Origin of the sequence: Petropleomorpha daqingensis, from assembly GCF_013408985.1 — a bacterium.
Lineage (GTDB): Bacteria > Actinomycetota > Actinomycetes > Mycobacteriales > Geodermatophilaceae > Petropleomorpha > Petropleomorpha daqingensis.
In genome coordinates this window covers 1,697,295-1,721,939 of the sequence record NZ_JACBZT010000001.1, presented here as the reverse complement: position 1 = coordinate 1,721,939, position 24,645 = coordinate 1,697,295, and the positions used below count along the sequence as shown (strand labels likewise).

Here is a 24,645-nt window from a genome sequence, read left to right as displayed (position 1 = left end):
CCCGTTCCACGTGAAACGGGTTGCGGGAAACGAGGGGGAAGGACCGCGATGACCGACCCGGGCGAGCGGTTGCGGAGCAGTCTGGCCGCCGCTGACCAGGGCGCACCGGGGGACTTCGACAGTCCCATCGCAATGGAGGCCCTGCGCGCCACCCGCGTCCTGCACGCCGCCGACCAGGACCCGTTCCCCGCGCCGTCGCGGCTGCGCGTGATCACGATCGCCAACCAGAAGGGCGGCGTCGGCAAGACCACGTCCGCGGTGAACCTGGGGGTCGCGCTCGCGCTCTACGGCCTGCGGACGCTGGTGATCGACCTCGACCCGCAGGGGAACACGAGCACGGCGCTCGGGGTCGAGCACACCGTCGGGACGCCGTCGGTCTACGACACCCTGGTCGGGGACAGCCCCCTGTCGGCGGTCACCCACGCGACGACGGCGAGCCCGCTGCTCACCTGCGTCCCGGCCACCATCGACCTGGCCGGCGCCGAGATCGAGCTGGTCTCCGTGGTCGCCCGCGAGTACCGGCTGCGCCGCGCCATCGAGGCCTACGTGCACTCCCTGCCGGAGGAGCGGCGGCCGCAGTACGTGCTCATCGACTGCCCGCCGTCCCTGGGTCTGCTCACCCTCAACGCCCTCGTGGCCGGCGACGAGGTGCTCATCCCCATCCAGTGCGAGTACTACGCGCTGGAGGGTCTCGGGCAGCTGCTCAACAACATCGATCTGGTCCGCGCGCACCTGAACCCGGGCATCGCCGTCCGGACCATCCTGCTGACGATGTACGACGGCCGGACCAAGCTCGCCGACCAGGTGGCCGAGGAGGTCCGCAACCACTTCGGCGACCTGGTGCTGCACGCGGTCATCCCCCGCAACGTGCGGGTGTCCGAGGCGCCCGGCTACGGCCAGTCGGTGCTGACCTACGACCCGGGATCGCGCGGCTCCACCAGTTACGTGGAGGCGGCTCGCGAGCTCGCCGAGCGCGGTGCCGCCCTCCCGCCGCTCGAACCGGGCAAGGCGCCGGCCGGCGTCGCCCCGCCGTCGTACGGCGATCTCAGCGCATCCACCGATTCCTCGACGGAGAACCGATGACCAAGCGTGGCGGACTCGGCCGCGGCCTGGCGGCCCTGATCCCCACCGCGCCTCCCCCGGCGCCGGAGGAGCCGGCCGTCGAGCGGCCGACCGTCGTCCCGGACGCCGCACCGGCCGGGGCCGCGGCTCCGGCCGGTGCTCCGGTCAGCCCCGTGCGGCCGGTGCCGGTCGCCGAGGAGACCGTCGGTGTCCCGGGCGCGCAGCTGCGCGAGGTGGCCGTCGACGACGTCGTCCCCAACCCGAAGCAGCCGCGGCAGGTCTTCGACGACGAGGCGCTCGACGAGCTCACCCACTCCGTGCGGGAGTTCGGCCTGCTGCAGCCGATCGTCGTCCGGGAGCGGCCCGAAGGCGGCTACGAGCTCATCATGGGCGAGCGCCGGCTGCGGGCGGCCAAGGCGGCGAACCTGGAGAGCGTCCCGGCGATCGTCCGGGACACCACGGACGACGCCCTGCTGCGCGACGCGCTGCTGGAGAACATCCACCGGGTGCAGCTCAACCCGCTGGAGGAGGCCGCGGCCTACCAGCAGCTGCTCGAGGAGTTCGGCGCCACCCACGAGGAGCTGGCCAGCCGGATCGGCCGCAGCCGCTCCCAGGTGACCAACACGATCCGGCTGATGAAGCTGCCGGTGAAGGTGCAGACCCGGGTCGCGGCCGGCGTGCTGTCGGCCGGGCACGCCCGCGCCCTGCTCGGGCTGCCGTCCAACGAGGCGATGGACGCGCTGGCCACCCGCATCGTGGCCGAGGGCATGTCGGTGCGGGCCACCGAGGAGGCGGTGGCGATCGCCGCCGCCGAGGAGCCGACCGCCAAGCGCCGCACCCGGCGGATCAGCGCGCCCGGGGTCGAGGACCTCGGGCAGCGGCTGTCCGACGTCTTCGAGACCAAGGTGCAGGTGCAGATCGGCCGGGCCAAGGGCCGCATCGTCGTCGAGTTCGGCTCGGTCGACGACCTGCAGCGCATCGTCGGCCTCATGGCTCCGGACATCACCGGGCGCCGGACCGACTCCTGAGCGGCGCCCGAGGATCGGTCCGGCAAAACGTCACGGACGTAATTCAGCGGGCTGAGCCGGCCCTTCGGGCGAGCAGCTTGCCCAGGACCTCGCCGAGGTCGTAGCCCGCGGCCTCGACGGCCATCGGGAACATCGACGTCTCGGTCAGCCCCGGGGAGACGTTCACCTCGAGGAAGTGGACCTCGCCGTCCGGCGAGACGATCGCGTCGGTCCGCGACAGGTCGGTGAGCCCGAGCTCCTCGTGCACCAGCACGGCGAGCGCGGCCGCCCGGACGGCGACGTCCTCGGGCACCCGGGCCGGGGTGTGGTACTCGGTGAGGCCCGGCGTGTACCGCGCGGTGTAGTCGAAGACGCCGGACTCCGGGACGATCTCGACCGCCGGCAGCGCCTCGGGCCCCTCCCCCAGGTCGACCACCGACAGCGCCAGCTCCACGCCCTCGACGTAGCGCTCGACCATCACGGTGTCGCCGTAGGCGAAGCAGCTGACCATCGCCGCGGGCAGGTCCTCGACCCGGCTGACCTTCTGCACGCCCAGCGAGGAGCCGCCGGAGGCGGGCTTGACCATCAGCGGCAGCCCGAGCCGGGCCACGATCAGGTCGAGCACGGCGCCGGCGCCCAGCTCGCGGAAGGTGCTGTGCGGCAGGGCCACCCAGTCCGGCGTCGCCGCTCCGGCGCCCCGCACGACCGACTTGGCCGCGGGCTTGTCCCACGCCAGCCGGCAGGCCGCCGCCGGCGACCCCACGTACGGAACCCCGGCCAGGTCGAGCACCGCGCGCAGCGACCCGTCCTCGCCGGTCGCGCCGTGCAGCGCGATGAACACCGCGTCGGCGGGGGCGGCGGCCAGGCCCGGCAGCAGCTCGGCGTCGGCGTCGCGCAGCTCGGCCTCCAGGCCGTGCCGGGTCAGCTCCTCGACCACCTGGGTGCCCGAGGAGAGGCTGACCTCCCGTTCGAAGGTCAGCCCACCGGCCAGGACGACGGCCCGCAGCGCGTGCGGTCGCTCCCCTGCTGCCTCGACGGGTGCTGCTGCGGGCTCGGTCACCGGCGGTCCTCGAATCGGTCGCTGTTGGCGGGGCCGACGAACGGCTCGACGTCGGGCACCTGGGGTCCGAAGGGCTGTCCCCCACCCGACCCACCGTGCTCAACGGCGCGGAACTGCCCCGTGTCCACCTTGTCGAAGGTGCGGTGCAGGTCCAGCTCCGCCTCGATGACGCGGGCCAGCCGGCGCACGCCCTCGCGGATCTGGTCCGGCTCGGGGTAGCAGTACGACAGCCGCATGTACTCGCGGCCGTTCCCGTCGGCGTAGAAGCCGATGCCGGGCACGTAGGCGACGTGCGCGTTGACCGCGCGCGGCTGCATGAGCTTCGAGTCCAGACCGTGCGGCAGCTTCAGCCAGACGTAGAAGCCGCCGTCCGGACGGGTCCAGGTGGTCCCGGCCGGCATGAGCGCGTCCAGCGACTCCAGGGTGGCGTCGCGGCGCTCGCGGTAGAGCTCGGTGAACAGCTTGATCTGCTCGCGCCACGGCTGGGTGTCCAGGTAGCGGGCGACCGCGTACTGGGTCAGCGACGGCGGGCAGAGCACCTGGGCCTCGGTGGCCAGCACCAGCTTCTCGCGGACGGCGAGCGGCGCGAGCACCCAGCCCACCCGCAGGCCCGGGGAGAAGGTCTTGGAGAACGAGCCGAGGTAGATGACCCGCCGGCTGTCGCGGGCCCGCAGCGCCGGCAGCGGCTCGTGGTCGAAGCCGAGCAGGCCGTAGGGGTTGTCCTCGATGATCAGCAGGTCGTACCGGTCGGCGAGGTCGATGATCGCCCGCCGGCGCGGCTCGGACAGGGTGACGCCGGCCGGGTTGTGGTAGTTCGGCACGGTGTAGAGGAACTTCACCCGGTCGCCGTTGGCGCGGCACTCCAGCAGTGCCTGCTCCAGCGCCTCGGGGATCAGGCCGTCGTCGTCCATGGGGACGTGCCGCACCCGGGCCTCGGCGGCCTGGAAGACGCCGAGCGCCCCGACGTAGGACGGGCCCTCGGCGAGGATCACGTCGCCCGGGTCGCAGAAGACGCGGGTGACCAGGTCCAGCCCCTGCTGGGAGCCGACGGTGACGACGACCTCGCTGGGGTTGGCGTCGGTGATGCCCTCCAGCGCCATGACGTCGCAGATCCGCTCGCGCAGGCGGGGGTCGCCCTGCCCGGAGCCGTACTGCAGGGTCTGCGCGCCCATGCCGGAGACGAGGTCGCCGATCATCGAGCCGACCGCGTCCAGCGGCAGGGCGGTGACGGCGGGCATGCCCCCGGCCAGGGAGACCACCTCGGGCCGGCTGACCACGGAGAACAGCGCGCGGATCTCCGAGGTCTTCATGCCGTGGGTGCGTGCTGCGTAGCGGTCCGCCAGCGGGTCCAGCCGCGGATGCCGCGGCGTCACGTGCGCATGCGCACCGGGACCTTGGGGGGTCGGGCCCCCGGGGGAGACAGCCACCCTCACGAGTGTAGGGAGGGCGCCCCAGCGGTTTTCCACGACACGGCGGACGGGGCGAGCGGGGATCTGCCCGATCGCCCTTCCGTCACACCCCCGAGCCGGTCGCGGGGAGCACGAAGGTGCCGGTCGGCGGGTCCGCCTCGGGCGCCAGGTAGAGCCGCTGGACGGCGGCGAGGACGCCGTGGGCGATGGTGCTGCGCAGCCGGGCGTCCAGCAGCAGCAGCCGGTCGACCGGGTGGGAGAGGTAGCCCAGGTCGATCCGGACGGCAGGCATCCGGGTCATCCGCAGCAGGTCCCACGTCTTGGGGTGCGAGCCCAGGTCGAGCATGCCGGTGCGGGCGAGCACCTCGCGGCGGACCAGGTTGGCGAACTGCTCGCCGCCCGTGGACGAGGCGCCCGAGCCGGTGCCGTAGTAGTAGCTGGCCACCCCGCGGGCGTGCTCGGAGGGGTGGGCGTCGACGTGCAGGGAGAGGAACAGGTCGGCGCGGGCCTGGTTGGCGAACGCGGTCCGCTCATCCGCCGTCGGGTTCTGGTGCCGCCCGCGGGTCAGGTAGACCGTGGCACCCGCTGCGGCCAGCCGGCCCTCGATCCGCGAGGCGATGTCGAAGACGAGGTCGGCCTCGGTGGTCTCACCGAAGGTGAACCCGGTCTCCGTGCCGCCGTGCCCGGGGTCGATGACGATGCGCCGGGCCAGCAGGTGCGGGCCGCTCTCGACGAAGGAGGCGCTCTGCCGCAGCAGCTGCGGGCGGCCGCCGACCACCTTGCGGCCCAGCTGGCGCAGCGCGCGCAGGGTGGCCGGCCCGCAGGTGCCGTCGGCGGTGAGCCCGTAGTCGCGCTGGAAGGTGCGCAGGCCGGTCTCGGTCTCCGGGCCGAAGACGCCGTCGACCGGTCCGGCGTCGTAGCCGAGCTCGTGCAGGCGGTCCTGCAGGTTGGTGACGTCGTCGCCGCGGGTGGGGCGCTCGGGGTCGTAGCGCAGCAGCCGGTCACCCAGCGACCAGCGCGCCTCGGAGAGGGCGCGGTAGGTCTCCTCGCCCACCCGGCCGTCGACCGACAACCCGCGGACCTGCTGGAAGTGCCGCACGGCGAGCGCGGTGGCCTCGTCGTAGACGGCCGCCTCCGCGGCCTCCTCGTGATCCGGGCCCGCCGGCAGCAGCTCGAGGCTGCGCAGCGCGGCCTGCACGTCGGCGACCGCTGGGCCACGGTCCCCGGTGCCGAGGGGCTGCATGCGACTGTCGCTCATCGTGTCCTGATTGTCGCCCGCCGCAGCCGACGCGGCCCAGTCGGGGTGCCCCGGACGTGGCAGAGCCCGTCCGACCGGGTGGTCGGACGGGCTCTGGGTCACGCTGCGTGCGAGAGCGACGAGGACGCTCAGCCGATGTAGTCGGCCAGGTCGGAGAGGATCGCGCCCTTCGGCTTGGCGCCGATGATGCTCTTCACCGGCTTGCCGCCCTGGAACACGGTCATCGTCGGGATCGACATGACCTGGTAGTCACGGGCGATCTGCGGGTTCTCGTCGATGTTCAGCTTGGCGATCGTCAGCTTGTCCGCGTGCTCGGCCGCGATCTCCTCGAGGACGGGGGCGACCATCTTGCAGGGGCCGCACCACTCCGCCCAGAAGTCCACCAGCACCGGCTTGTCGCTGCCGAGGACGTCGGTCGCGAAGGTCGCGTCGGTCACCGTCTTGGTGTTGCCTGCCATGGTCGTACTCCCTGAAGGGTTGCTCGGAGGTGTCGGTAGGAGAACGGGCGCTGCGGGGGTTCTATGCCCGCGTCAGCGCTCGTCGAAGGTCTCGGCCAGCCAGCGCTCGGCGTCGATGGCCGCGGCGGCGCCGGTGCCCGCCGAGGTGATGGCCTGGCGGTAGATGTGGTCGACGACGTCCCCGGCGGCGAAGACGCCGTCGATGTTGGTGCGCGTCGTCGGGTGCTCCACCTGGATGTAGCCGGCGTCGTCGAGCTTCAGCTGGCCGGCGAAGAGCTCGCTGCGCGGGTCGTGGCCGATCGCCACGAACACCCCGGAGACGGGAAGCTCCTCGGTGCTGCCGCTCTCGACGTCGGTCAGCCGGACACCGGAGACGGTGTCGCCGCCGAGGACGTCGGTGACCTGCTTGCCGAGCTGCCAGCGGATCTTCTCGTTGTCCTGGGCGCGCTTCTGCATGATCTTCGAGGCGCGCAGCTCGCTGCGGCGGTGGACGACGGTGACGCTCTTCGCGAAGCGGGTGAGGAAGGTGGCCTCCTCCATCGCGGAGTCGCCGCCGCCCACGACGATGATGTCCTGGTCGCGGAAGAAGAAGCCGTCGCAGGTGGCGCACGCGGACACGCCGCGGCCGAGCAGCCGCTGCTCGTTGTCCAGGCCGAGGTACCGGTACTTGGAGCCGGTGGCGACGATGACGGCGTGCGCGAGGTGCACCTCGTCGCCGACCTTGACGACCTTCGGCGTCGCGGTGAGGTCGACCTCGCTGACGTCGCGCGGCTCCAGCTCGGCGCCGAAGCGCTCGGCCTGGTTGCGCAGGTCGTCCATCAGCTGGGGACCCTGGATGCCCTCGGGGAAGCCGGGGAAGTTCTCCACCTCGGTGGTGGTCATCAGCGCGCCGCCGAACTGCGAGCCCTCGAAGACCAGCGGGTGCAGGTTGGCCCGGGCGGCGTAGATCGCAGCGGTGTAGCCGGCCGGCCCGGACCCGATGATGATCAGGTCGCGGACGCCGTCCTGCTCGGCCGGCGGGATGCCGGGGTTGGCAGGGTCGGTCTCGACCGCAGGGCCGGGAGTCGGCGAGGAGTTCGTCACGGGCGGCACAACCCCGATGGTAGGGGTGGCATTCCCGCTCGGGCGCTCAGCGCGCGGCGTGGACGACGACCTCGGCCAGGTTGCCCTGGAAGCCGCCCTCGCTCGGCACCAGCCCGGTGACCCAGACCAGGACGAACCGCGCCTTGGCGGGCTTGTCGAAGGTCAGGTCGGTGGTGCCGTCGACCTTGCCGCTGGCCCCGACCGCGTAGCTGTCCAGATCGCCCTTCGGGTCCTCGCCGGTGCGGACGTCGACCGCGATGCCCGGCGTGGTGGTGGTGAGCGTCACGCCGGCGATGTTCTGGTCGCTGCCGAGGTCGTACAGGATGCCGACGCCGTCCTTGAGGTTGCCGAACGCCGGCGAGCCCCGGTACTCCAGCGTCGACCACGAGGTCGACGGGTCGTTGTCGTAGCTGAGCGGGACCTCGCGGTCGTTCTCCGGCTCGCCGTCGCCCTGCGGGTCGTACACGTCGGCGCTGACGATGGCGATCGGCGCGCCGGGCTGCGCCGATGCGCTGGAGCTCTGCGCGGACGACGAGGAACCCGCCGGGGGCGTGCTGCCCTGGCGCTCGTCGACCGAGTCGGCCACGGTGAGCACGTTCGTGCCGATCCACCAGGCCAGGGCGATCACCACGGCCAGCGCGAGGACCGAGACGCCGATGAACGCGACCCGGCGGCGGGCGCCCGGCTCCTCGGTCTCGGCGAGGTCGGTGCTCCCGGTGTCGGTGTAGGGCTGCGAGCGGTACCCGGCGTCGCTCCAGCCCTCGTCGTGGAGGACGGCGTCCAGGTCGTCGGAGGTCGACGTCCACGGCTCGGCCGCGACGTAGGCGGGCCCGGTCTGCGGCACCGGCCGGACCGGGAGCGGCACCGGCGGGAAGGTGTGCGGGTCGAGCCGGACCGGCGCGTCGACGCTCACGGTCGGGGCGGGCGGCTCCGAAGCGATCGGAGCGGCGGCCGGAGCGGCGGGCAGGTCGGCCTGCTCCGTGGCGGGCGCGCCGGCGTCCTGCTGGGTGCGCAGGCGGCGCAGCCAGTTCTCCGACTCACCGCGGTCGGAGGACGACAGCGACGACGAGGGGGACGTGCGCGGCCGCTCGTTGAGCAGCGAGACCATGGCCGCCACGCTGGACAGGCCCTGGCCGGGCTCGGTGGAGCGGGCGCGGCGGACCAGCGCGGCCAGGTCCGGGGGCACGCCGACGCCGCGACGGGGGCCGCGGCCGGCCGCCTCGACGGCCTGCGCGCCGCCCAGGCACGCCTCGAGCAGCCCGCCGAGCGCGGTGATGTCGCCCTGCACGGTGCCCGTGGCCGCCGGCACCGCCCGCAGGCCCACCAGGCCGTTCGGCCGGAGGACGACGTGCTCCGGGGTGAGGCCGCCGACGGCGAGGCCGACGCGGTGCGCCTCGGCGACGCCCTCGGCCAGCCGGCGGATGACGGTGCGCGCCTCGCGCTCGGGCAGAGGTCCGCGCTGCAGCCGGTCGGCGAGGGTCTCGCCGTCGATCCACTCGTTGACGACGTAGGCCGCGCTCCCGGGGGCGTCGACGTCCTCGCTGCCCTCGGCGGCGTCGTAGACCATCGCCAGCGCCGGGGTGGCCAGGCCACCGGCGGTCAGCGCGCGGGCGATCCAGGCGTGCGCCGCAGGGCCGCCGGGGGTGTGCACCCGGATCGCCACGTCGCGGTTGAGCACGCGGTCCTTCGCCCGCCAGGAGCGGATGACGCCGGTGGGCGTCGGCTCGTCGCCGCCCACCTGGTCCAGGGGTCGATAGCGGTCGGGCAGGCCGGTGACCGTGGAGGTCATGGAAGCGGACGACCTCCTTCTCCTTCTCCGGCCCGGTTCACGACCGCCCGCGGCCGAACCGCGCCCGGACCGCTTCGAGCGGCTCCCGGACCTCGGGGACACGGGCGACCACGAAGCCTGCAGCAACCGCGACGCCGATGACCACGGTACCGACCAGGAGAGTTCCGAGCGAGCCTGCCACCGATGTACCCAAAACGTGACCGAGCAGGGCGACGACCGCCCAGCCCAGCAGGCCGGCGGCCGCCGACACGCCGGCGATCCGCAGCACCGGGGCGAGGGTCTCCCGGGTCCGGACGGCGCCGAGGACCCGCCGCAGGGCGACGTCCCCCAGCACCCACCCGGCCACGTACGTGACGCTGGTGACGAACATGAGCCCGGCCACGACGTGCTCGGGCCCGACCACGACCGGCACCAGCAGGAGCAGCGGCACCCGGACGGCGACCATGCCGACCTGGATGAGCGTGGGCGTGCGGGCGTCCTTCATCGCGTAGAAGACGCGCAGCTGCAGCAGCGTGATCGCCATCGGCAGCAGCCCGAACGCACCGATCGCGAGGGCCTCGCCGATCCCGCGCGCCTCCTCGACCGTGGTGTTGCCGCGGGCGAAGACGACGGCGGCCAGCGGCGGGCCGAGGACGATCAGCCCCGCGGTCACCGGCAGCAGGCCGAGCGCCGACAGGCGGGTGCCCAGCGCGAGGTCGGAGACGACGCCGGGGACGTCGTGGCGGGAGGCCGCCCGGCTCATCCGCGGCAGCAGCGCCGTCAGCAGGGCGACGCCGATGATCCCGTAGGGCATCTGGAACAGCAGGCTCGCCGTGGCGAACGCGGCCGATCCGAGGCCGCCGTGGCGACCGGCGGCGTTGGCCACGTTGGTCGCGACGACGACGCCGACCTGGCTGACCGCGACGTAGCCGATCACCCAGAGGCCGAGGGTGCCCGCCTCGCGCAGACCGGTGTTCTTCAGCCCCCAGCGCGGGCGCAGCGGGACGCCGGCCTTCGGCAGCAGCGGCAGCAGCACCAGGGCCTGCACGGCGATGCCCAGCGTGGTGCCGATGCCGAGCAGCCACACCTGGCCCGAGGTGATGGTGAGCGGGGTCAGGTCGCCCGGTCCGCTCGCCGCGATGAACAGCAGGCCGGTCGCGATGACGACGACGTTGTTGAGCACCGGCGCCCACGCCGGCGGCCCGAACACGTCGCGGGAGTTGAGGATCGCCGTCGCCAGCGCACCGATGCCGTAGAAGACGATCTCGATCAGCAGCAGCCGGGCCAGCCAGTTGGCCAGGTCGACCTGCTCGCCGCGGATGCCGTACAGCCAGGTCAGGGCCGGGGCGGCGATCACCGCGACCACGGTGATGACGGACAGCCCCGCGATGGCGAGGGTCGCCAGCCGTTGCGCGTAGCCGGCCCCGCCGTCGCGGTCGCGTTCCTGGGCGTGCACCAGCAGAGGGACGACGACCGAGGTGAGCACGCCCCCGAGCAGCAGCTCGTACACGATGTTGGGCAGCGTGTTGGCGGTGTTGTAGGCGTCGTTGACCAGCGTCACGCCCAGCGCCGCGACGAGCACCATCGTCCGCAGCAGGCCGGTCACGCGGGAGACCAGCGTGGCCACGGCCATGGTCCCCGCGGCGCGGAGGATGCCGCGGCTGGCACCGGGCGCACCCTCCCGCTCCTCGAGCGCCGCGGCCTCGGCGGCGACGCGCGGCACCGGCGGCAGGACCGGGATGAGCTGGGTGAACTCGTCGTCCGGGTGCGGCACGAACCGCCGCCGGGCGGCCGGCGGCGGGGGCGGCGGGACGGGCGGCGTGGGCAGCCGGCGAGGAGCCGGCTGGGCCTGCTGCGCCGGCGGGTACGGAGGCGGCGGCAGCACCGGCGTCGCCGGACCCGGGACGGGCGGCGGCGGGCTCCCGCCCAGCGCCCCGGCCGACGGGACCGACGGCGGCGGTGCCTCCTTGTACGGCGGTGGCGGCAGGGGAGCCGGGCCCCGTGGCGTCGCGCGCGGCGCGGCCGGCGGGACGGGTGGCAGCGGGCGGCCGCCGTCCTCGTCGCGCACCGGTGCCTCCTCGACCGGCTGCTGCTCGGCGCTCACACCGGGCTCCTGGTGGGCGGAACCGGCACGGCCGCGCCCTCGGGCGCGGGCTCCGGCCCGCCGTCGGACGGCGGCCCGCCGCGCCGGCGGCGCATCAGGAACCGGATCAGCCGGCGGAGGAACAGCAGCCCGAGCAGCACGGCCGCACCGATCGTGATGATCAGGGAGATCGAGCCGTACGCGGTGCTCTTGACCTGGAACGTCACGCGGTCCCCCAGCGGGCCGCCGCTCGGCGTGGTCAGCGACGCGGTCACCGCGAACCGGCCGGACTGGCGGACGTGCGTGGGGACCTGCAGCACCGTCCGCTCCCCCGGGGCCAGCTCCTGCGGGCCGATGTCGTCGATGGACAGGCCCACGTTGCCGCGGGTGCGCAGCTGCAGCAGCACGCGGACGGTGAACGGCAGGTCGTTGCGGACGGTCAGCACGAGCGGGGCGTCGCTGGAGGCGAGGCTGTAGGTGCCGTCGGCGGGTGCCAGCAGGGTGACCCGGTCGCGCTGCTCGCCGATCGTCGTCCGCACGTCCTGGGCGGCGTCGCGGAAACCGGCCGGGTCGGTGCGCCAGGCCACGGACGTGGCACGGGAGAGCGCGGCGTCCTCGGGGGCCAGCGCGCTGTCGGCGTCCCCGACGACGGCGCCGGCGAGGTCGTCGCGGGAGGCGACCGCGGCGGCGACGTCGGCCAGACCGCTCCCGTCCAGGGCCGTCGTCCCGGCGGCGACCAGCGTCCCGGCGTCGCTCGACGGCCCGGTGGTGAGGTCCTCGACCGAGGCGGCGCGCAGCCACGGCAGTTCGGCGGTGTCGGACATCATCTGGCGGACGCCGTCCGGGTCGGCCCCGACCTCGCGCGGCGGGGCGATGAGGACCGACGGCGCCTGCGCCGGGTCGGCGGGGGCCTGCAGCGCGAGCACCGACAGCTCGGCGAGGTAGCGCTGCTCGGCGATGCGCACCCCTCCGGCGGTCTTCTCGGTCGAGCCGCCCAGCGCGCCCAGGGTGGGGTCGGCGACCAGCGCGTCCATCGGGCCGCTGCTCAGCGCGACGCTGGTGCGGGCGGCGGCACTGCTGCCCCGCAGGCCGACGGCCCGGGTGCCCTCGCTGAGCGCGCCGGCGTCGAGGACGACCTGCTTCGCTCCGCCGTTCTGCAGCGCGGCGAGGGTCTCCGGGTGGACGGCGCCGTCGGCGACCCAGGCGACGTCGGTGCCGGGCTCGACGCCGAGCGCGTCGGCGAGGATCCGCGCCCCCGCCCCCTGGCCCTCGCCACCGGCCGACGCGGTGCCCGCCTCCGGCAGGCTCCGGGTGAGCACCGCGCCGAGGCCCGCGGTCTGCAGGGAGTCGGCGTCGACGTCGCCGTAGGGCAGGGCGACGACCGGGTGGACGGCGGCGACCGCCCGTAGCCGCTGGAGGAACGCCGCGGCGTCGTCCGTCCCCTTCCCGGCGTCCTCCTTGCCGGCGACGGCGTACGGGCCGGCGGCCATGGTCTCCAGCTCCTCGACGAGGGCCGGGTCGACGGCCAGGGTCACCGGCACGCTCGGCGTCGGGTTGCCCCCACCGACCGGGGTGGTGCGGGGGAGCTCCTCGACGACCGACAGCGCGCGGTCCAGCCGGCCGCCGGAGCGAACCGACCCGGCCAGGCCGTCGTCGACGAAGTCCCCGGAGGCGTCGCGGTGGCTGCGCTCGACCAGCGGCCACAGCCAGGCGACCGTCGTCCGCCCCGTGGGGAGGGCCGGCTGCTGGACGAGGTAGGTGGACAGCTCGCCGAGGCGCTGGCGGTCGCCGCCGCCCGTGGTGCCGTTGACGTTGAGCAGGACCGGGTAGACGCCGTCCTGGGTGAGCTGGAGGCTGGCGGTCGGGATCGTGTAGGTGAACTGCATCGACCTGCCGGGGCCGATGCTGCCGTCGTAGTCCTGGAAGGGCGGGACGACGGTGGTGTCCGGGTCGGCGGCGGTGTCGGCGGCCGCCAGCTCCGCGCGCGTGGTCAGCACCTCGCCGCGCTGCAGCCGCACGCCGAGGTCGGTCACCGTCTGGTCGCCGGTGTTGGTGAGCACGCCGCTGACGGTGATCACGGCGCCCGGGACGACGCTGCGCGGCTCGAGCCGGCTCACCTCGATGCTGATCGGGCGGTCGTGACGGGTGTCGTCGTCCGGGGCCGCCTGCGCGTGCGGTGCGCCGACGACGCTGCCGCCGAGTGCCGCGAGGCAGACAGCTGCGGACGCCAGCACGCTGCGGAGTCCCGGCCGGCGGCGGCCGTCGGCGGGAGCGCTGCCGGCAGCCGACGAGCTCACGCGCTGTCGGCCAGCAGGGCGGGTGCCCGCTCGACCAGTGCTCGCTCGTCGGCGTAGGCCAGCCGGGAGGAGAGCTCCGAGAGGGGGACCCAGGCGACCTCGGTCACCTCGATGTCGGCATCGGAGAGTGCGCCACCGATCGCGCGGAGCAGGAAGTGGTGCACCGTCTTGTGCACCCGGCGGCCCTCGGCGACGAACCAGAAGTCGATGATCCCGAGCGGGGCCACGACCTCGCCGATGATCCCGGTCTCCTCCGCCACCTCGCGGACGGCCGTGTCCTCCGGGGTCTCGCCCTCCTCGATGTGCCCCTTGGGCAGCGACCAGAGGAGGCGGCCGCGGCGGTCGGTGCGGCCGATGAGGGCGGCGCGGGGCTCGTTGACCCCGTCGTCGGCGACCACCAGGCCCCCGGCGGAGGTCTCGTCGACCCGGCGCAGCCGGCGGCCGGGGCGCCCGCGTCCGCCCGTCCCAGCCATGCGAGGAGGGTAGCGCGCGACTCGGCACTACCCTGGCTCGTCGTGTCCGCAGAGCCCCCGAGTCGTCCCCCCCACGGGTCCGTGCCGCCCGCCGTGCAGGAGACCGTGCGCGAGCTGGTCGACCTGTCCCCCGTGCTGACCGAGCTGGGCGAACGCTTCAGCGCGGCCGGCTTCGAGGCGCACCTCGTCGGCGGCTCGGTACGTGATGCACTGCTCGCCGCCGGCTCCGGCGCGCCCCGCGTGCCGGGCGATCTCGACGTGACCACCGACGCCCGGCCGGAGCAGACGCTCGAGCTCCTGCGCGGCTGGGCGGGTTCCACGTGGAACACCGGGATCGCCTTCGGCACGGTGGGCGCCGACGTGCACGGCGTCCGGGTGGAGATCACCACGTTCCGCGCCGACCGGTACGACCGCGAGTCGCGCAACCCGGAGGTGGCGTGGGGGACCTCGCTCGAGGACGACCTGGCCCGCCGGGACTTCACCGTGAACGCGATGGCGGTCTCGCTCGGCCCGGACCGGCGGGTCACCGACCCGTTCGGCGGGCTCGGCGACCTGCTCAAGGGGCAGCTGCGCACACCCGGCTCGGCCACCGAGTCCTTCCTCGACGACCCGCTGCGGATGCTGCGCGCCGTCCGCTTCGTCGCGCAGCTGCAGCTCACGCCGACCGACGAGGTCGTGGCCGCGATGCGTGACTTGGCCCCGGAGCTCGGCCGGATCACCCCCGAGCGGGTGCAGGTCGAGCTGTCGAAGACCCTGCTGCAGGACTCTCCGCGCGCCGCGCTGGAGCTGTTCGTGTCGACCGGGCTGGCCGACGTCGTCCTGCCGGAGCTGTCGGCGCTGCGCATGGAGATCGACGAGCACCACCAGCACAAGGACGTCTACGCCCACTCGCTGACGGTGCTGGACCGGGCGATCGCGCTGGAGAAGGCGGACCCGTCGGCCGAGTCGCCGGACCTGGTGCTGCGCCTGGCCGCGCTGCTGCACGACATCGGGAAGCCGGCGACGCGGCGGCACGAGCCCGGCGGGCGGGTCTCCTTCCACCACCACGAGGTGGTCGGCGCCAAGCTGGTGAAGAAGCGCCTCAAGGAGCTGCGCTACCCGAACGACGTCATCGACGCGGTGGCGAAGCTGACGTACCTCCACCTGCGGTTCCACGGATACGGCCGCGGCGAGTGGACCGACTCCGCCGTCCGCCGGTACGCCACCGACGCCGGCGACCTGCTGCCCCGGCTGCACAAGCTGGTGCGCTCGGACTGCACGACGCGGAACAAGAAGCGGGCCGCGGCGCTGGCGGCGACCTACGACTCGCTCGAGACCCGCATCGCCGAGCTCGCGGCGCAGGAGGACCTGAACAGGGTCCGCCCGGACCTCGACGGCAACGCGATCATGGAGATCTTGGGCATCCCACCCGGCCGGGAGGTCGGGGAGGCGTGGCGCTTCCTCAAGGAGCTGCGCCTCGAGCGCGGGCCGCTGCCGCCCGACGAGGCCGAGGCCGAACTCCGCACCTGGTGGTCCTCCCGCAACGGAGGCTGAGAGTGCAGAAAACCTCGCTTCTCAGCCTCCGCTGTGGACGGGGAGAGCGGGGCGGGCGCTGAGTCGCGCACTCTCCGCGGGTGCATCTGGCTCCCATCCGCATCAACGGCCAACAGGTGGCTCCTCGCTCGGTCCTCTCCGCCGCAGGCGTGACTCCCTATCGGCTGCGGAATGCTGTGGCCTCGGGTCGCTGGCAGGAGCCGCTGCCGGGCGTCTTCGTCAGTCACTCCGGACCGCTCACCCGTCAGGAGCGGTGGCACTCGGCCCTCTACTTCGCCGGCAGCGGCGCCTCCCTCAGCCACCGCAGCGCTCTGCTGGCATGGGGCGCCCGGGTGGAAGAGTTGACGCACCGACGGCGAGCCGCCGGCGTTCTCGGTGACTACGAGCCGCCGGAAGAGGGGGGCCTCGTCGAGGTCACGGTGCCCCAGGGGCACCATCTGCGGTCGCGCGGATTCGTCGTCGTCCATCAGAGCCGACGACCGGTTGCGGACGGCTTCGCGGTGGGTCCGCTCCCGGTCTGCCCACCCGCCAGGGCCGCGGTCGACGTCGCGATCACTGCTCGGCGCCAACGCGACGTCGACCACGTCGTCGCCGATGTGCTGCAACGGGACCTCTGCACGGTGACCGACCTCGAGATGGAGGCTGCACTGCTGGGCAGGCGGCTGACATCGTGGCTTCGGCTGGCCATCGGCGACGCCCGCCGAGGCATGCGCTCGGTCGGCGAGGCCGATCTGCGCCGTGCCGTGCTGCTCGCGAAGGTCCCCGAGCCGGAATGGGGCGCCGCGATCGACACCCCGACGGGGACGTACTTCGTGGATGCGTACTGGCGCAGGGCGAAGGTCGCGGCAGAGGCCGACGGGGCGATGTTCCACCTCTCGGCGAACGACTGGAGTTCGGATGTGGGCAGGCAGAACGCCATCCAAGGCGTAGGGGTGCGGCTCTTCCGCTTCCCGGTCAGGCGGCTCCGGGCGCATCCCTTGGCGTGTGGACTGGAGCTCTTGCCCCTCGTCGCCTGAGTGGAGGCTGAGAGCGCAGGAAACCTCGCCTCTCAGCCTCCGCAACCGCAAATCCTCAGCTGATGCGCCAGTAGAGGGCGGCGGTGAGGGCGTAGCCGACGCCGACGGCGACGAGCATGAGGTAGGAGATGCCGGACGCCGGCAGCACGAACGCGCCGATCAGCAGCGCCACGACGTAGGTGACGTTGAACAGCGTGTCGTAGACGGAGAACACGCGGCCGCGGTAGTCGTCGTCGACCACCTCCTGCAGCGTGGTGTCCACGCAGATCTTCACCGCCTGCGCCACGAAGCCCAGGGCCAGCCCCGCGGCGACGATGGTCATCGGCAGGAACGGCAGGCCGAGGGCGAGCTGGGCCAGGCCGCCGCCGGCGAGCACCGCGGTGATCCACCGGGGCTTGCCGATGTGCCGCACCGCCCAGGGCGTCACCGCGGCCGCCAGCAGCGTGCCGATCGCCCCCGCGCCGACCACCTCGCCCAGCCCGACCAGCCCGCCCGGGAACAGCGAGCTCTCCGTCGTGAAGGTGTTCCGGTAGAGCAGCAGCGTCATCAGCGTCAGGAAGCCGTAGAACAGCCGGTGCAGGCTGATCGCGATCAGCGCAGCGGCCGCCGGCTTGTGCGACCACGCGTGCCGCGCCCCGGCCAGCATCCCGACGGCGACCTCGCGGGCCGACAGCCGCGCGGAGCGGGCCATGTGGTCCGGGCCGAGGTACGGGCGGGCGAACCCGGCGACGACGGCGGCCGCGGCCACGTACGGCACCGCCGACGACGCCCCCACCAGCGCGTAGCCGCCGTTGCCCGCCCCGAGCAGCTGCAGCACGCCCAGCGCCGCCACACCCCCGACGACGGTCGCCACCGCGCCGGACGTCGTCGACAGCGCGTTGGCCGAGACCAGCGACGGCTCGTCCACCGTGTGCGGCAGCCCCGCTGACAGCGCGGCGAGCACGAACCGGTTCACCGAGAAGACGAGCAGCCCCGCGATGTAGAACGGGATCCCGCCGACGCCGGCCAGCACCAGGGCGGCCACGCCCAGCACGAGCACCGCGCGCAGCAGGTTCGCCCGGAGCAGCACCTGGCGCCGGCTCCAGCGGTCCAGCCACACCCCGGCGAACGGACCCACCAGCGAGTAGGGCAGCAGCAGGACGGCGAACCCGGCGGCGACGTCCACGGGGTTCGCGGCGCGCTGCGGGTTGAACAGCACCGTGCCGGCGAGCGCGGCCTGGAAGACGCCGTCCCCGAACTGGGAGAGCAAGCGGGTGCCGAGCAGTCGGCGGAAGTCGCTCCGCAGGAGCAGGTGGCGCACGGTCGTGGGCGCCTGCTCCTGCATCCGGTCACCCTACGGGTCCGGACGGATGCATCCGGGTCACCGCCGAGCCGCCTGCAGCCGGTGTCCAGGACTTTTCCGCACAGACAACTGTCCTCCTGCTCTTGACGGCGCAGCCTTGACCTCCCTCCGCGTCGGGTGTGGGGCACACTGGGGTCGATGACTCCGGTGCCCTCGTCGCCCGATCCCGAGTCCGGCCCGCCCACGCGGCCCGCGACCGGTCGCCGACGCGCCGACGCCGTCCCTCCGCTGTGCATCGGCGGGATCGAGGACGTGCGTCCCGGCGCGCTGGTCGTCGCCATGCCCGCGCTGTCGGACCCGACCTTCGCCGGCACCGTGGTCTACGTCCTCGACCACACCGACAGCGGCACGCTCGGCGTCGTCCTGGGCCGGCCCAGCCAGGTGGAGATCCGCGACGTGCTGCCCGGCTGGTGCGAGCTCGCGGTCGAGCCAGGCGTGTTCCACGTGGGCGGCCCGTGCGAGACCGACACCGCGCTGTGCCTGGCCACCTCACCGGCCGTCGTCGCCGACGAGGGCAGCGGCCTGCGCCGCGTCGCCGGTGACGTCTACCTCGTCGACCTCGACAGCGACCCGGCCGACCTCGACGCCCAGCTCACCGGGCTGCGCGTCTTCGCCGGGTACGCGGGCTGGTCGCCGGGCCAGTTGGCGACCGAGTTCGCCGAGGGCGCATGGGCCTGCGTGCCCGGCCTGCCGGGCGACGTGCTCAGCCAGATGGCCGGCCCGCGGCTGTGGCGCGCGGTCATGGGACGCCAGACCGGCCGGTTGGCTGTGCTGTCCACCGCGCCGGCCGACCCCTCCGCGAACTGAAAATTTCCGCGCGTCGGAGCGCGCACGACGCAAAGTTCTGGTAGGAAGTAGCCCGGGAAGGGGCGGTCTGGGGAAGAGGCCGCCCCTTCCTGCTGTCCAGGGGCGGTTTCCCCGCGCCGCTAGACCCCGACCTGGGACGCGATCTCCGGCTGGTCGGCCGCATTCACCGTCTGGTCCGGCGTCGGCAGCGCGATCGTCCGCTCGCCGTGCTCGGACAGCGTGATCGTCACCTGGAAGTCCTGGTCGGGCAGCGGCGTCACGTACTGCAGCAGCAGCTTGTCCTTGGTCGACACCGCGACCGTCTTGCCGCCGCTGAGCGCGTACACCGCCGCCAGCTCGCCGTTGATCGACCGCTGGCCCTGCCAGGTGTACGAGCCGTTCATGAACGCGCGCGGGTCGTCGCCGCCGCGAGCGGAGAGGTTCAGCACCAGCTGGGTGAGGACGTCGACCAGGGACGACGTCCCCTCCGCCGTCGAGCCCGCCATCGGGCGCTCCATGTAGGCCGCGTCGGGCAGCCCGTGGGCGGCGAGGGCCTCAGAGAGCCCGGGGACGTCGCCGAACCAGATGTTGTCCGGCGTGAAGAAGACCTCACGCGTGTCGTCGGGGCGCCCGTCCTGGTACTTGGTGACCGCCTGGGCGTGCCCGATCGAGCGGACGAAGTCGACCTGGCCGGTGAGCGTCAGCACCGCGCCCTCGCCGTAGGGAGCGGACTCGACGAAGTCGGCGCCGCCGTGCTCGAAGTTCTGGTGCAGCAGCTCGGCGAGGACGTCGGCCTCGTCCCGGGTGATCTTGTCACCGGGATTGCGCTCGGCGGCGGAGCTGTCGGAGCAGCCGGCGAGCAGTGCGAGCAGCAGCCCCAGGGCGAGCAGGAGCGAACGGGGGCGGGACGGCATGGCCGCCAGGGTAGGCACGGTTCCTAGGAGAGGCCTGGAACCGCACCGGGCCCGCCCCCCGAAGGGAGCGGGCCCAGGTGACGTTCTGGAGCGGCCTGCTCGCAGGGACCCGGCCCGAGCGTGCGAGGGCTGGGGGGCGAGGAGGTCCTTTTAGCGCTCGACCTCGCCGCGGATGAACTTCTCCACCGCGTCGTGCGCCTCGCTGTCGGAGTACTGCACCGGCGGGCTCTTCATGAAGTACGACGACGCCGACAGCAGCGGGCCGCCGATGCCCCGGTCCTTGGCGATCTTCGCCGCACGGATGGCGTCGATGATGATCCCGGCCGAGTTCGGGGAGTCCCAGACCTCGAGCTTGTACTCCAGGTTCAGCGGGACGTCGCCGAACGCGCGGCCCTCGAGACGGACGTAGGCCCACTTGCGGTCCGACAGCCACGGCACGTGGTCCGACGGGCCGATGTGCACGTTGCCGACGCCCATGTCGCGGTCGACCTGCGAGGTGACCGACTGGGTCTTGGAGATCTTCTTGGACTCCAGCCGTTCCCTCTCGAGCATGTTCTTGAAGTCCATGTTGCCGCCGACGTTGAGCTGCATCGTGCGGTCCAGCCGCACGCCGCGGTCCTCGAACAGCTTGGCCAGGACGCGGTGGGTGATGGTGGCGCCGACCTGGCTCTTGATGTCGTCGCCGACGATCGGCAGCCCGGCGGCGGTGAACTTGTCCGCCCACTCCTTGGTGCCGGCGATGAACACCGGCAGCGCGTTGACGAACGCGACGCCGGCGTCCAGGGCGCACTGGGCGTAGAACTCGGTCGCCTGCTGCGAGCCGACCGGCAGGTAGCAGACCAGCACGTCGGCGCCGGACTCGCGGATCGCAGCGACGACGTCGACCGGCTGCTCGTCGGACTCCTCGATCGTCTCGCGGTAGTACTTGCCGAGGCCGTCGAAGGTGTGGCCGCGCTGCACGGTCACGCCCAGCGGCGGGACGTCGCAGATCGAGATGGTGTTGTTCTCGCTGGCCACGATCGCCGCGGAGAGGTCCTGGCCGACCTTCTTCGCGTCGACGTCGAACGCGGCGACGAACTCCACGTCGGAGACGTGGTACTCGCCGAAGCGGACGTGCATCAGCCCGGGCACGGACGTCGTCTCGTCGGCGTCCCGGTAGTAGTGGACGCCCTGCACGAGCGACGCGGCGCAGTTGCCGACGCCGACGATGGCGACCTTGACGCTTCCCATGGATGCTCCTTCTCTTCGGACCGGTGCGGCCCTGGCGTGTGGGGGTCTAGAGCGGTTCGGACGGCGGATCCGCGGAGGTGTCCGCGGAGGGATCGGGGGACTGCGCCGTGCGGCGCTCGTGGTCGATGAGCTCGGAGAGCCAGCGGACCTCGCGGTCGACCGAGTCGAGGCCGTGCTGCTGGAGCTCGAGGGTGTAGCGGTCGACCCGCTCCCGGGTGCGGGCCAGCGAGGCGCGCAGCCCCTCGCGCTGCCGCTCGACGGTGCGCCGGCGGCCCTCGAGGATGCGCAGCCGGGCGTCGGCGGCGGTGTGCCGGAAGAAGGCCAGCCGGACGCCGAACAGACCGCTGTCGTCGTAGGCCTCGGGGCCGGTCTCGCTCACCAGCTCGTGGAAGCGCTCCTTGCCCTCGGCGGTGATCGTGTAGACCACCTTGCCGCGGCGCCCGGTCAGCGGCGGGGCGTCGGCCGGCAGCAGGGCCTTGGGTTCGGGGTCGGCGGTGGTGATGTAGCCGGCCGCGTGCAGCCGCTTCAGCGCGGGGTAGAGCGAGCCGAACGAGATGCTCCGGAGCCCGCCGAGCAGCTGGGCGAGCTCTTTGCGCAGCTCGTAGCCGTGCATCGGGGACTGCTGCAGCAGGCCGAGGATGGCGAACTCGAGCACGGTCGTCGCCCTCCGTCCGTCGTCCCGTCGATGTATCGAGACGATACATCGGCAGGTGAACACGGACACAACGGGCCGGAAACGGACGCCGCCCGCCGACGTCGCCGACCCGCCGCCGGAGGGCCCCTTTGCGTACATTGACGCCGTGCGCCGATCCGTCGTCGACTACTCGCTGCAGAGGCGAGCGGTCCTGGCCGACGTCTACTCCGGGCGCACCGGGTTGTACGAGGTCTGCGACGCCAGTCCGTACCTGTCCCGGGCGGCGAAGTACCACGGCCAGGCGACCGACGAGTCGTGCCCGGTGTGCCGCAAGGAACGGCTCACCCTGGTCAACTACGTCTACGGTGAGAACCTCGGCCACATCGCCGGACAGGCCAAGACCGAGGTGGAGCTGGCCCGCATGGACGCCATGCAGGACGAGTTCTCCGTCTACACGGTCGAGGTCTGCCGCAGCTGCGGCTGGAACCACCTGGACTGCTCGTACGTGCTCGGTGCCGAGCCGGCCCCGGGTGGGCGCAAGAGGCGTCGGGCCGCCACGGAGTAGTGCCGGTCACAGCCTGTCCGGGAACAGACCGGTCACGTCGGACCCTTCCGTCACAGGCGTTCCGTGACGCGCAGTGTCCTCGCGCGTTGTCCCCGTGATTGACAGCTGAAGACGCCACCCTGGCGACCGGGACCTGCCCGGTGCCCTGCACACGACTGTCCGAGAGGGGCCGTATTCGTGCCTTCCCACGACGAGACCTCCCCGGTCGCGCCGCGATCAGGCTCGGTCCGCCGGCCGCCGCCGGCGCGCACCCGGAGCACCGGAGGGGGAGGCGGCGCCTCGGGGCGCAGCGGCAGCGGTCGTGGCACTCCCCCGCCGCCCCGCCGCTCGTCCGGCGGGGGTGGTCGTGGTCGCACGACCGCTTCTCGCGCCGGTTCCGGCGGTTCCGGCAGCGGCGGCAGCGGGGGTAGCGGCGGCGGTCGGCCGCCCGGCGGCCGTCCCCCCGGCGGCCGTCCCGCAGGCGCCGGCCGCCCCGGGGGCCGCAAGGGCAAGCCGGCGCGCACCAAGAAGCAGCGCCGTCGTCGTCGCCTGAAGATCGCGCTGGCGAGCATCCTGGGCCTGTTCGTGCTCCTCGGCGTCTTCATCGGCGTGGTGTACGCCAGTACTGACGTCCCGGACCCCGACTCGGTGGTCAACGCCCAGACGACCGTCGTGTACTACTCCGACGGCACCACCGTGATGGCCAAGCTCGGCGACGAGAACCGCACCAACGTCACGCTCGACCAGGTGGCGAAGCCGGCCCGCTACGCGATCCTCGCCGCGGAGAACCGCAGCTACTACTCCGACCCGGGCATCTCGTTCACCGGCATCCTGCGGGCCGCCTGGAACAACGTCACCGGCGGCTCGACCCAGGGCGGGTCGACGATCACCCAGCAGTACGTCAAGAACGCCTTCCTGACGCAGGAGCAGTCGTTCAGCCGCAAGTTCCAGGAGCTGTTCCTGGCGATCAAGCTGGACAACAACTACTCCAAGGACGAGATCCTCCAGAACTACCTCAACACCATCTACTTCGGCCGCGGTGCGTACGGCATCGAGGCCGCGGCGGAGACGTACTTCGGCGTCCAGGCCGCGCAGCTCACCCCGCAGCAGGGCGCCGTCCTCGCCGTCCTGATCCGCAACCCCTCGTACTACGACCCCGAGTCCCACCCCGAGGACGCGCAGGACCGCTGGGGCAAGGTGCTCGACGCGATGGTCTCCGAGGGCTGGCTGTCCTCGACGGACCGGCAGGCATCGACCTACCCGCCGGTGAACCCGAAGGCGGCGAGCGGGCTCGGCATGCCGAAGGGCCCCGAGGGCCTGATCGTCACGCAGGCCATCCAGGAGCTGGAGAGCAAGGGCTACACCGAGCAGCAGATCCGCGCCGGTGGCCTGCGGATCACCACGACCGTCGACCCGGGCATGCAGAACGCCGCCGTCACCGCGGTCAACGACGTGATGGGCGGGGAACCGCAGAACCTGCGGCAGGCGCTGGTCGCCGTCGACCCGAGGACGGGCGCGGTCAAGGCCTACTACGGCGGACCGTCGGGCACGGGCAACGACTACGCGCAGGCCCAGCGCCAGCCGGGTTCGTCGATGAAGCCCTACGTGCTGGCGACCGCCCTGGAGCAGGGCATCAGCGTCGACGCGCGCCGGAACGGCAGCTCGCCCCAGACCTTCCCCGACCGGACGGCGCCGGTGCGGAACTCCGGGAACGCCTCGTGCCCCGCCTGCACGCTCAAGGAGGCCATCACCCGGTCGCTGAACACCACGTTCTACGGCCTGGCCTACGAGGTGGGGCCGGACAACGTGCGCGACACCGCGCTCAAGGCCACGGGCCTGCCGGAGACGTGGCAGGGCGGCCTGCTCGACGGCAAGAAGACGCTGGCCTCGCCCGAGAGCGGGGTCACCGGCTCGTCGATCGGCATCGGTGAGTACGAGGTCCGCGCCGTCGACCAGGCGGTCGGCTTCGCCACGTTCGCCAACGGCGGCATCCACCACGCGCCGTTCTTCGTCGCGAAGGTCGCCGACAACACCGGCGCCGTCCTGCTGCAGAACGGCGGCGACGCCGGCACCCAGGCCGTCCCGTCCGACGTCGCCAACGACGTCAGCTTCGCCCTCGAGGGCGTGGCCGACTACTCCCACCGCTCGCTGGCCGGCGGCCGCCAGGTGGCCAGCAAGACCGGTACGCAGGGCAAGCAGGGCAGCACCGTCGACGACACGGATGCCTACATGGTCGGGTACACCCCCTCGATCTCCACCGCGGTGTGGATGGGCAGCGACCAGCAGGACGCCATCGTCAACGCCCAGGGCAAGCCGATCTACGGCTCGGGCCTGCCGGGTGCCATCTGGCAGGAGTTCATGAACACCGTGCTCAAGGGCACGCCGAAGGAACCGCTGCCGAGCAAGGCGCTCATCTCCGGCGACACCGGGCACGGTGTGCCCGACCCGTCGCAGTCCGCCGCGCCGACCTCGGACGCGCCGGCGCCGACGCAGCAGTCCGCACCGACGCAGTCGACCGAGCCGACGGAGACCGACCCCTCCGAGACGTCCACCAGCACGTCGTCGTCGTCGTCCACCAGCTCGCCGCCGCCGGCCGGGGGGCTCCCCCTGCCGGGACCGGGAGGCGGCGGCCAGGGCGGCACCCGCACCCAGGGCTCCCCGCCCGGGCAGGGTGCGCCGAACGGCTGA

Annotated in this window: 20 protein-coding genes; 7 read left to right on the top strand and 13 right to left on the bottom strand. The window is 73.2% G+C overall.

Annotated features, from left to right (window positions below):
• Window positions 1–48: 48 nt before the first annotated feature.
• Entirely contained in the window at window positions 49–1,083 is a 1,035-nt protein-coding gene (locus tag GGQ55_RS08515) for a ParA family protein (RefSeq protein WP_179716041.1), read from the top strand.
• Window positions 1,080–2,090 (top strand): ParB/RepB/Spo0J family partition protein, encoded by a 1,011-nt coding sequence (locus tag GGQ55_RS08510; protein WP_179716039.1) that lies wholly within the window; start codon window positions 1,080–1,082, stop codon window positions 2,088–2,090. The genes GGQ55_RS08515 and GGQ55_RS08510 overlap by 4 nt, the downstream gene beginning before the upstream one ends.
• A gap of 43 nt (window positions 2,091–2,133) precedes the next feature.
• Here the strand turns inward: GGQ55_RS08510 and GGQ55_RS08505 are convergent, their stop codons facing one another.
• The 9 genes from GGQ55_RS08505 to GGQ55_RS08465 all read right to left on the bottom strand — a co-directional run bounded on the left by GGQ55_RS08505 (window position 2,134) and on the right by GGQ55_RS08465 (window position 13,958).
• Window positions 2,134–3,129, bottom strand: a complete 996-nt coding sequence (locus tag GGQ55_RS08505; protein ID WP_179716037.1) for a D-alanine--D-alanine ligase family protein — start codon at window positions 3,127–3,129, stop codon at window positions 2,134–2,136.
• The gene (locus tag GGQ55_RS08500) at window positions 3,126–4,502 is read right to left on the bottom strand and encodes an aminotransferase-like domain-containing protein (protein ID WP_179716036.1); all 1,377 of its coding nucleotides are present in this window, start codon (window positions 4,500–4,502) and stop codon (window positions 3,126–3,128) included. The genes GGQ55_RS08505 and GGQ55_RS08500 overlap by 4 nt, the downstream gene beginning before the upstream one ends.
• Before the next feature lie 139 nt (window positions 4,503–4,641).
• Window positions 4,642–5,796 (bottom strand): N-acetylmuramoyl-L-alanine amidase, encoded by a 1,155-nt coding sequence (locus GGQ55_RS08495; protein WP_246323782.1) that lies wholly within the window; start codon window positions 5,794–5,796, stop codon window positions 4,642–4,644.
• Window positions 5,797–5,924: 128 nt separating this feature from the next.
• Window positions 5,925–6,254 (bottom strand): thioredoxin, encoded by a 330-nt coding sequence (gene trxA / locus GGQ55_RS08490; RefSeq protein ID WP_179716034.1) that lies wholly within the window; start codon window positions 6,252–6,254, stop codon window positions 5,925–5,927.
• A 72-nt stretch (window positions 6,255–6,326) separates the two neighbouring features.
• Window positions 6,327–7,346: a thioredoxin-disulfide reductase gene (gene trxB, locus GGQ55_RS08485; RefSeq protein WP_436277826.1), complete on the bottom strand. Its 1,020-nt coding sequence runs from the start codon at window positions 7,344–7,346 to the stop codon at window positions 6,327–6,329.
• A gap of 37 nt (window positions 7,347–7,383) precedes the next feature.
• The gene (locus tag GGQ55_RS08480) at window positions 7,384–9,126 is read right to left on the bottom strand and encodes a protein kinase family protein (protein ID WP_179716032.1); all 1,743 of its coding nucleotides are present in this window, start codon (window positions 9,124–9,126) and stop codon (window positions 7,384–7,386) included.
• Between the two features lie 37 nt (window positions 9,127–9,163).
• Window positions 9,164–11,209 carry a murein biosynthesis integral membrane protein MurJ gene (gene murJ, locus GGQ55_RS08475; RefSeq protein ID WP_366489010.1) on the bottom strand — a complete coding sequence of 682 codons (2,046 nt, stop codon included), beginning with the start codon at window positions 11,207–11,209 and terminating at the stop codon, window positions 9,164–9,166.
• Entirely contained in the window at window positions 11,206–13,485 is a 2,280-nt protein-coding gene (locus GGQ55_RS08470; RefSeq protein WP_179716030.1) for a DUF6049 family protein, read from the bottom strand. Before GGQ55_RS08470 ends, murJ begins: the two co-directional genes overlap by 4 nt.
• On the bottom strand, window positions 13,482–13,958 hold the full coding sequence (locus tag GGQ55_RS08465; protein ID WP_179716028.1) for an NUDIX hydrolase: 477 nt from the start codon (window positions 13,956–13,958) through the stop codon (window positions 13,482–13,484). Before GGQ55_RS08465 ends, GGQ55_RS08470 begins: the two co-directional genes overlap by 4 nt.
• 42 nt (window positions 13,959–14,000) lie before the next feature.
• Between GGQ55_RS08465 and GGQ55_RS08460 the strand changes: the two genes are divergently transcribed.
• Entirely contained in the window at window positions 14,001–15,491 is a 1,491-nt protein-coding gene (locus GGQ55_RS08460; protein WP_366489008.1) for a CCA tRNA nucleotidyltransferase, read from the top strand.
• 80 nt (window positions 15,492–15,571) lie between these two features.
• On the top strand, window positions 15,572–16,507 hold the full coding sequence (locus tag GGQ55_RS08455) for a hypothetical protein (protein ID WP_179716026.1): 936 nt from the start codon (window positions 15,572–15,574) through the stop codon (window positions 16,505–16,507).
• 55 nt (window positions 16,508–16,562) lie between these two features.
• Here GGQ55_RS08455 and GGQ55_RS08450 read toward each other — a convergent pair whose 3' ends face one another.
• Window positions 16,563–17,831, bottom strand: coding sequence for an MFS transporter (locus tag GGQ55_RS08450; RefSeq protein WP_179716024.1), 1,269 nt, complete (start codon window positions 17,829–17,831; stop codon window positions 16,563–16,565).
• 156 nt (window positions 17,832–17,987) lie between these two features.
• On the opposite strand from GGQ55_RS08450, the gene GGQ55_RS08445 reads away from it, so the two are divergent.
• Window positions 17,988–18,656, top strand: coding sequence for a YqgE/AlgH family protein (locus tag GGQ55_RS08445; protein WP_179716022.1), 669 nt, complete (start codon window positions 17,988–17,990; stop codon window positions 18,654–18,656).
• 119 nt (window positions 18,657–18,775) lie between these two features.
• On the opposite strand, the gene GGQ55_RS08440 is transcribed toward GGQ55_RS08445, so the two are convergent.
• The 3 genes from GGQ55_RS08440 to GGQ55_RS08430 form a co-directional block, all read right to left on the bottom strand.
• Window positions 18,776–19,549, bottom strand: a complete 774-nt coding sequence (locus GGQ55_RS08440) for a hypothetical protein (protein WP_179716021.1) — start codon at window positions 19,547–19,549, stop codon at window positions 18,776–18,778.
• 150 nt (window positions 19,550–19,699) lie between these two features.
• A complete protein-coding gene (locus GGQ55_RS08435; protein ID WP_179716018.1) occupies window positions 19,700–20,779 on the bottom strand; it encodes an inositol-3-phosphate synthase in 1,080 nt (359 codons plus the stop codon).
• 46 nt (window positions 20,780–20,825) lie between these two features.
• Entirely contained in the window at window positions 20,826–21,434 is a 609-nt protein-coding gene (locus GGQ55_RS08430; RefSeq protein WP_179716016.1) for a PadR family transcriptional regulator, read from the bottom strand.
• A 145-nt stretch (window positions 21,435–21,579) separates the two neighbouring features.
• On the opposite strand from GGQ55_RS08430, the gene GGQ55_RS08425 reads away from it, so the two are divergent.
• Both GGQ55_RS08425 and GGQ55_RS08420 read left to right on the top strand, forming a co-directional pair.
• Window positions 21,580–21,978 carry a DUF5318 family protein gene (locus GGQ55_RS08425; RefSeq protein WP_366489007.1) on the top strand — a complete coding sequence of 133 codons (399 nt, stop codon included), beginning with the start codon at window positions 21,580–21,582 and terminating at the stop codon, window positions 21,976–21,978.
• Window positions 21,979–22,542: 564 nt separating this feature from the next.
• A complete protein-coding gene (locus GGQ55_RS08420) occupies window positions 22,543–24,645 on the top strand; it encodes a transglycosylase domain-containing protein (RefSeq protein WP_366489006.1) in 2,103 nt (700 codons plus the stop codon).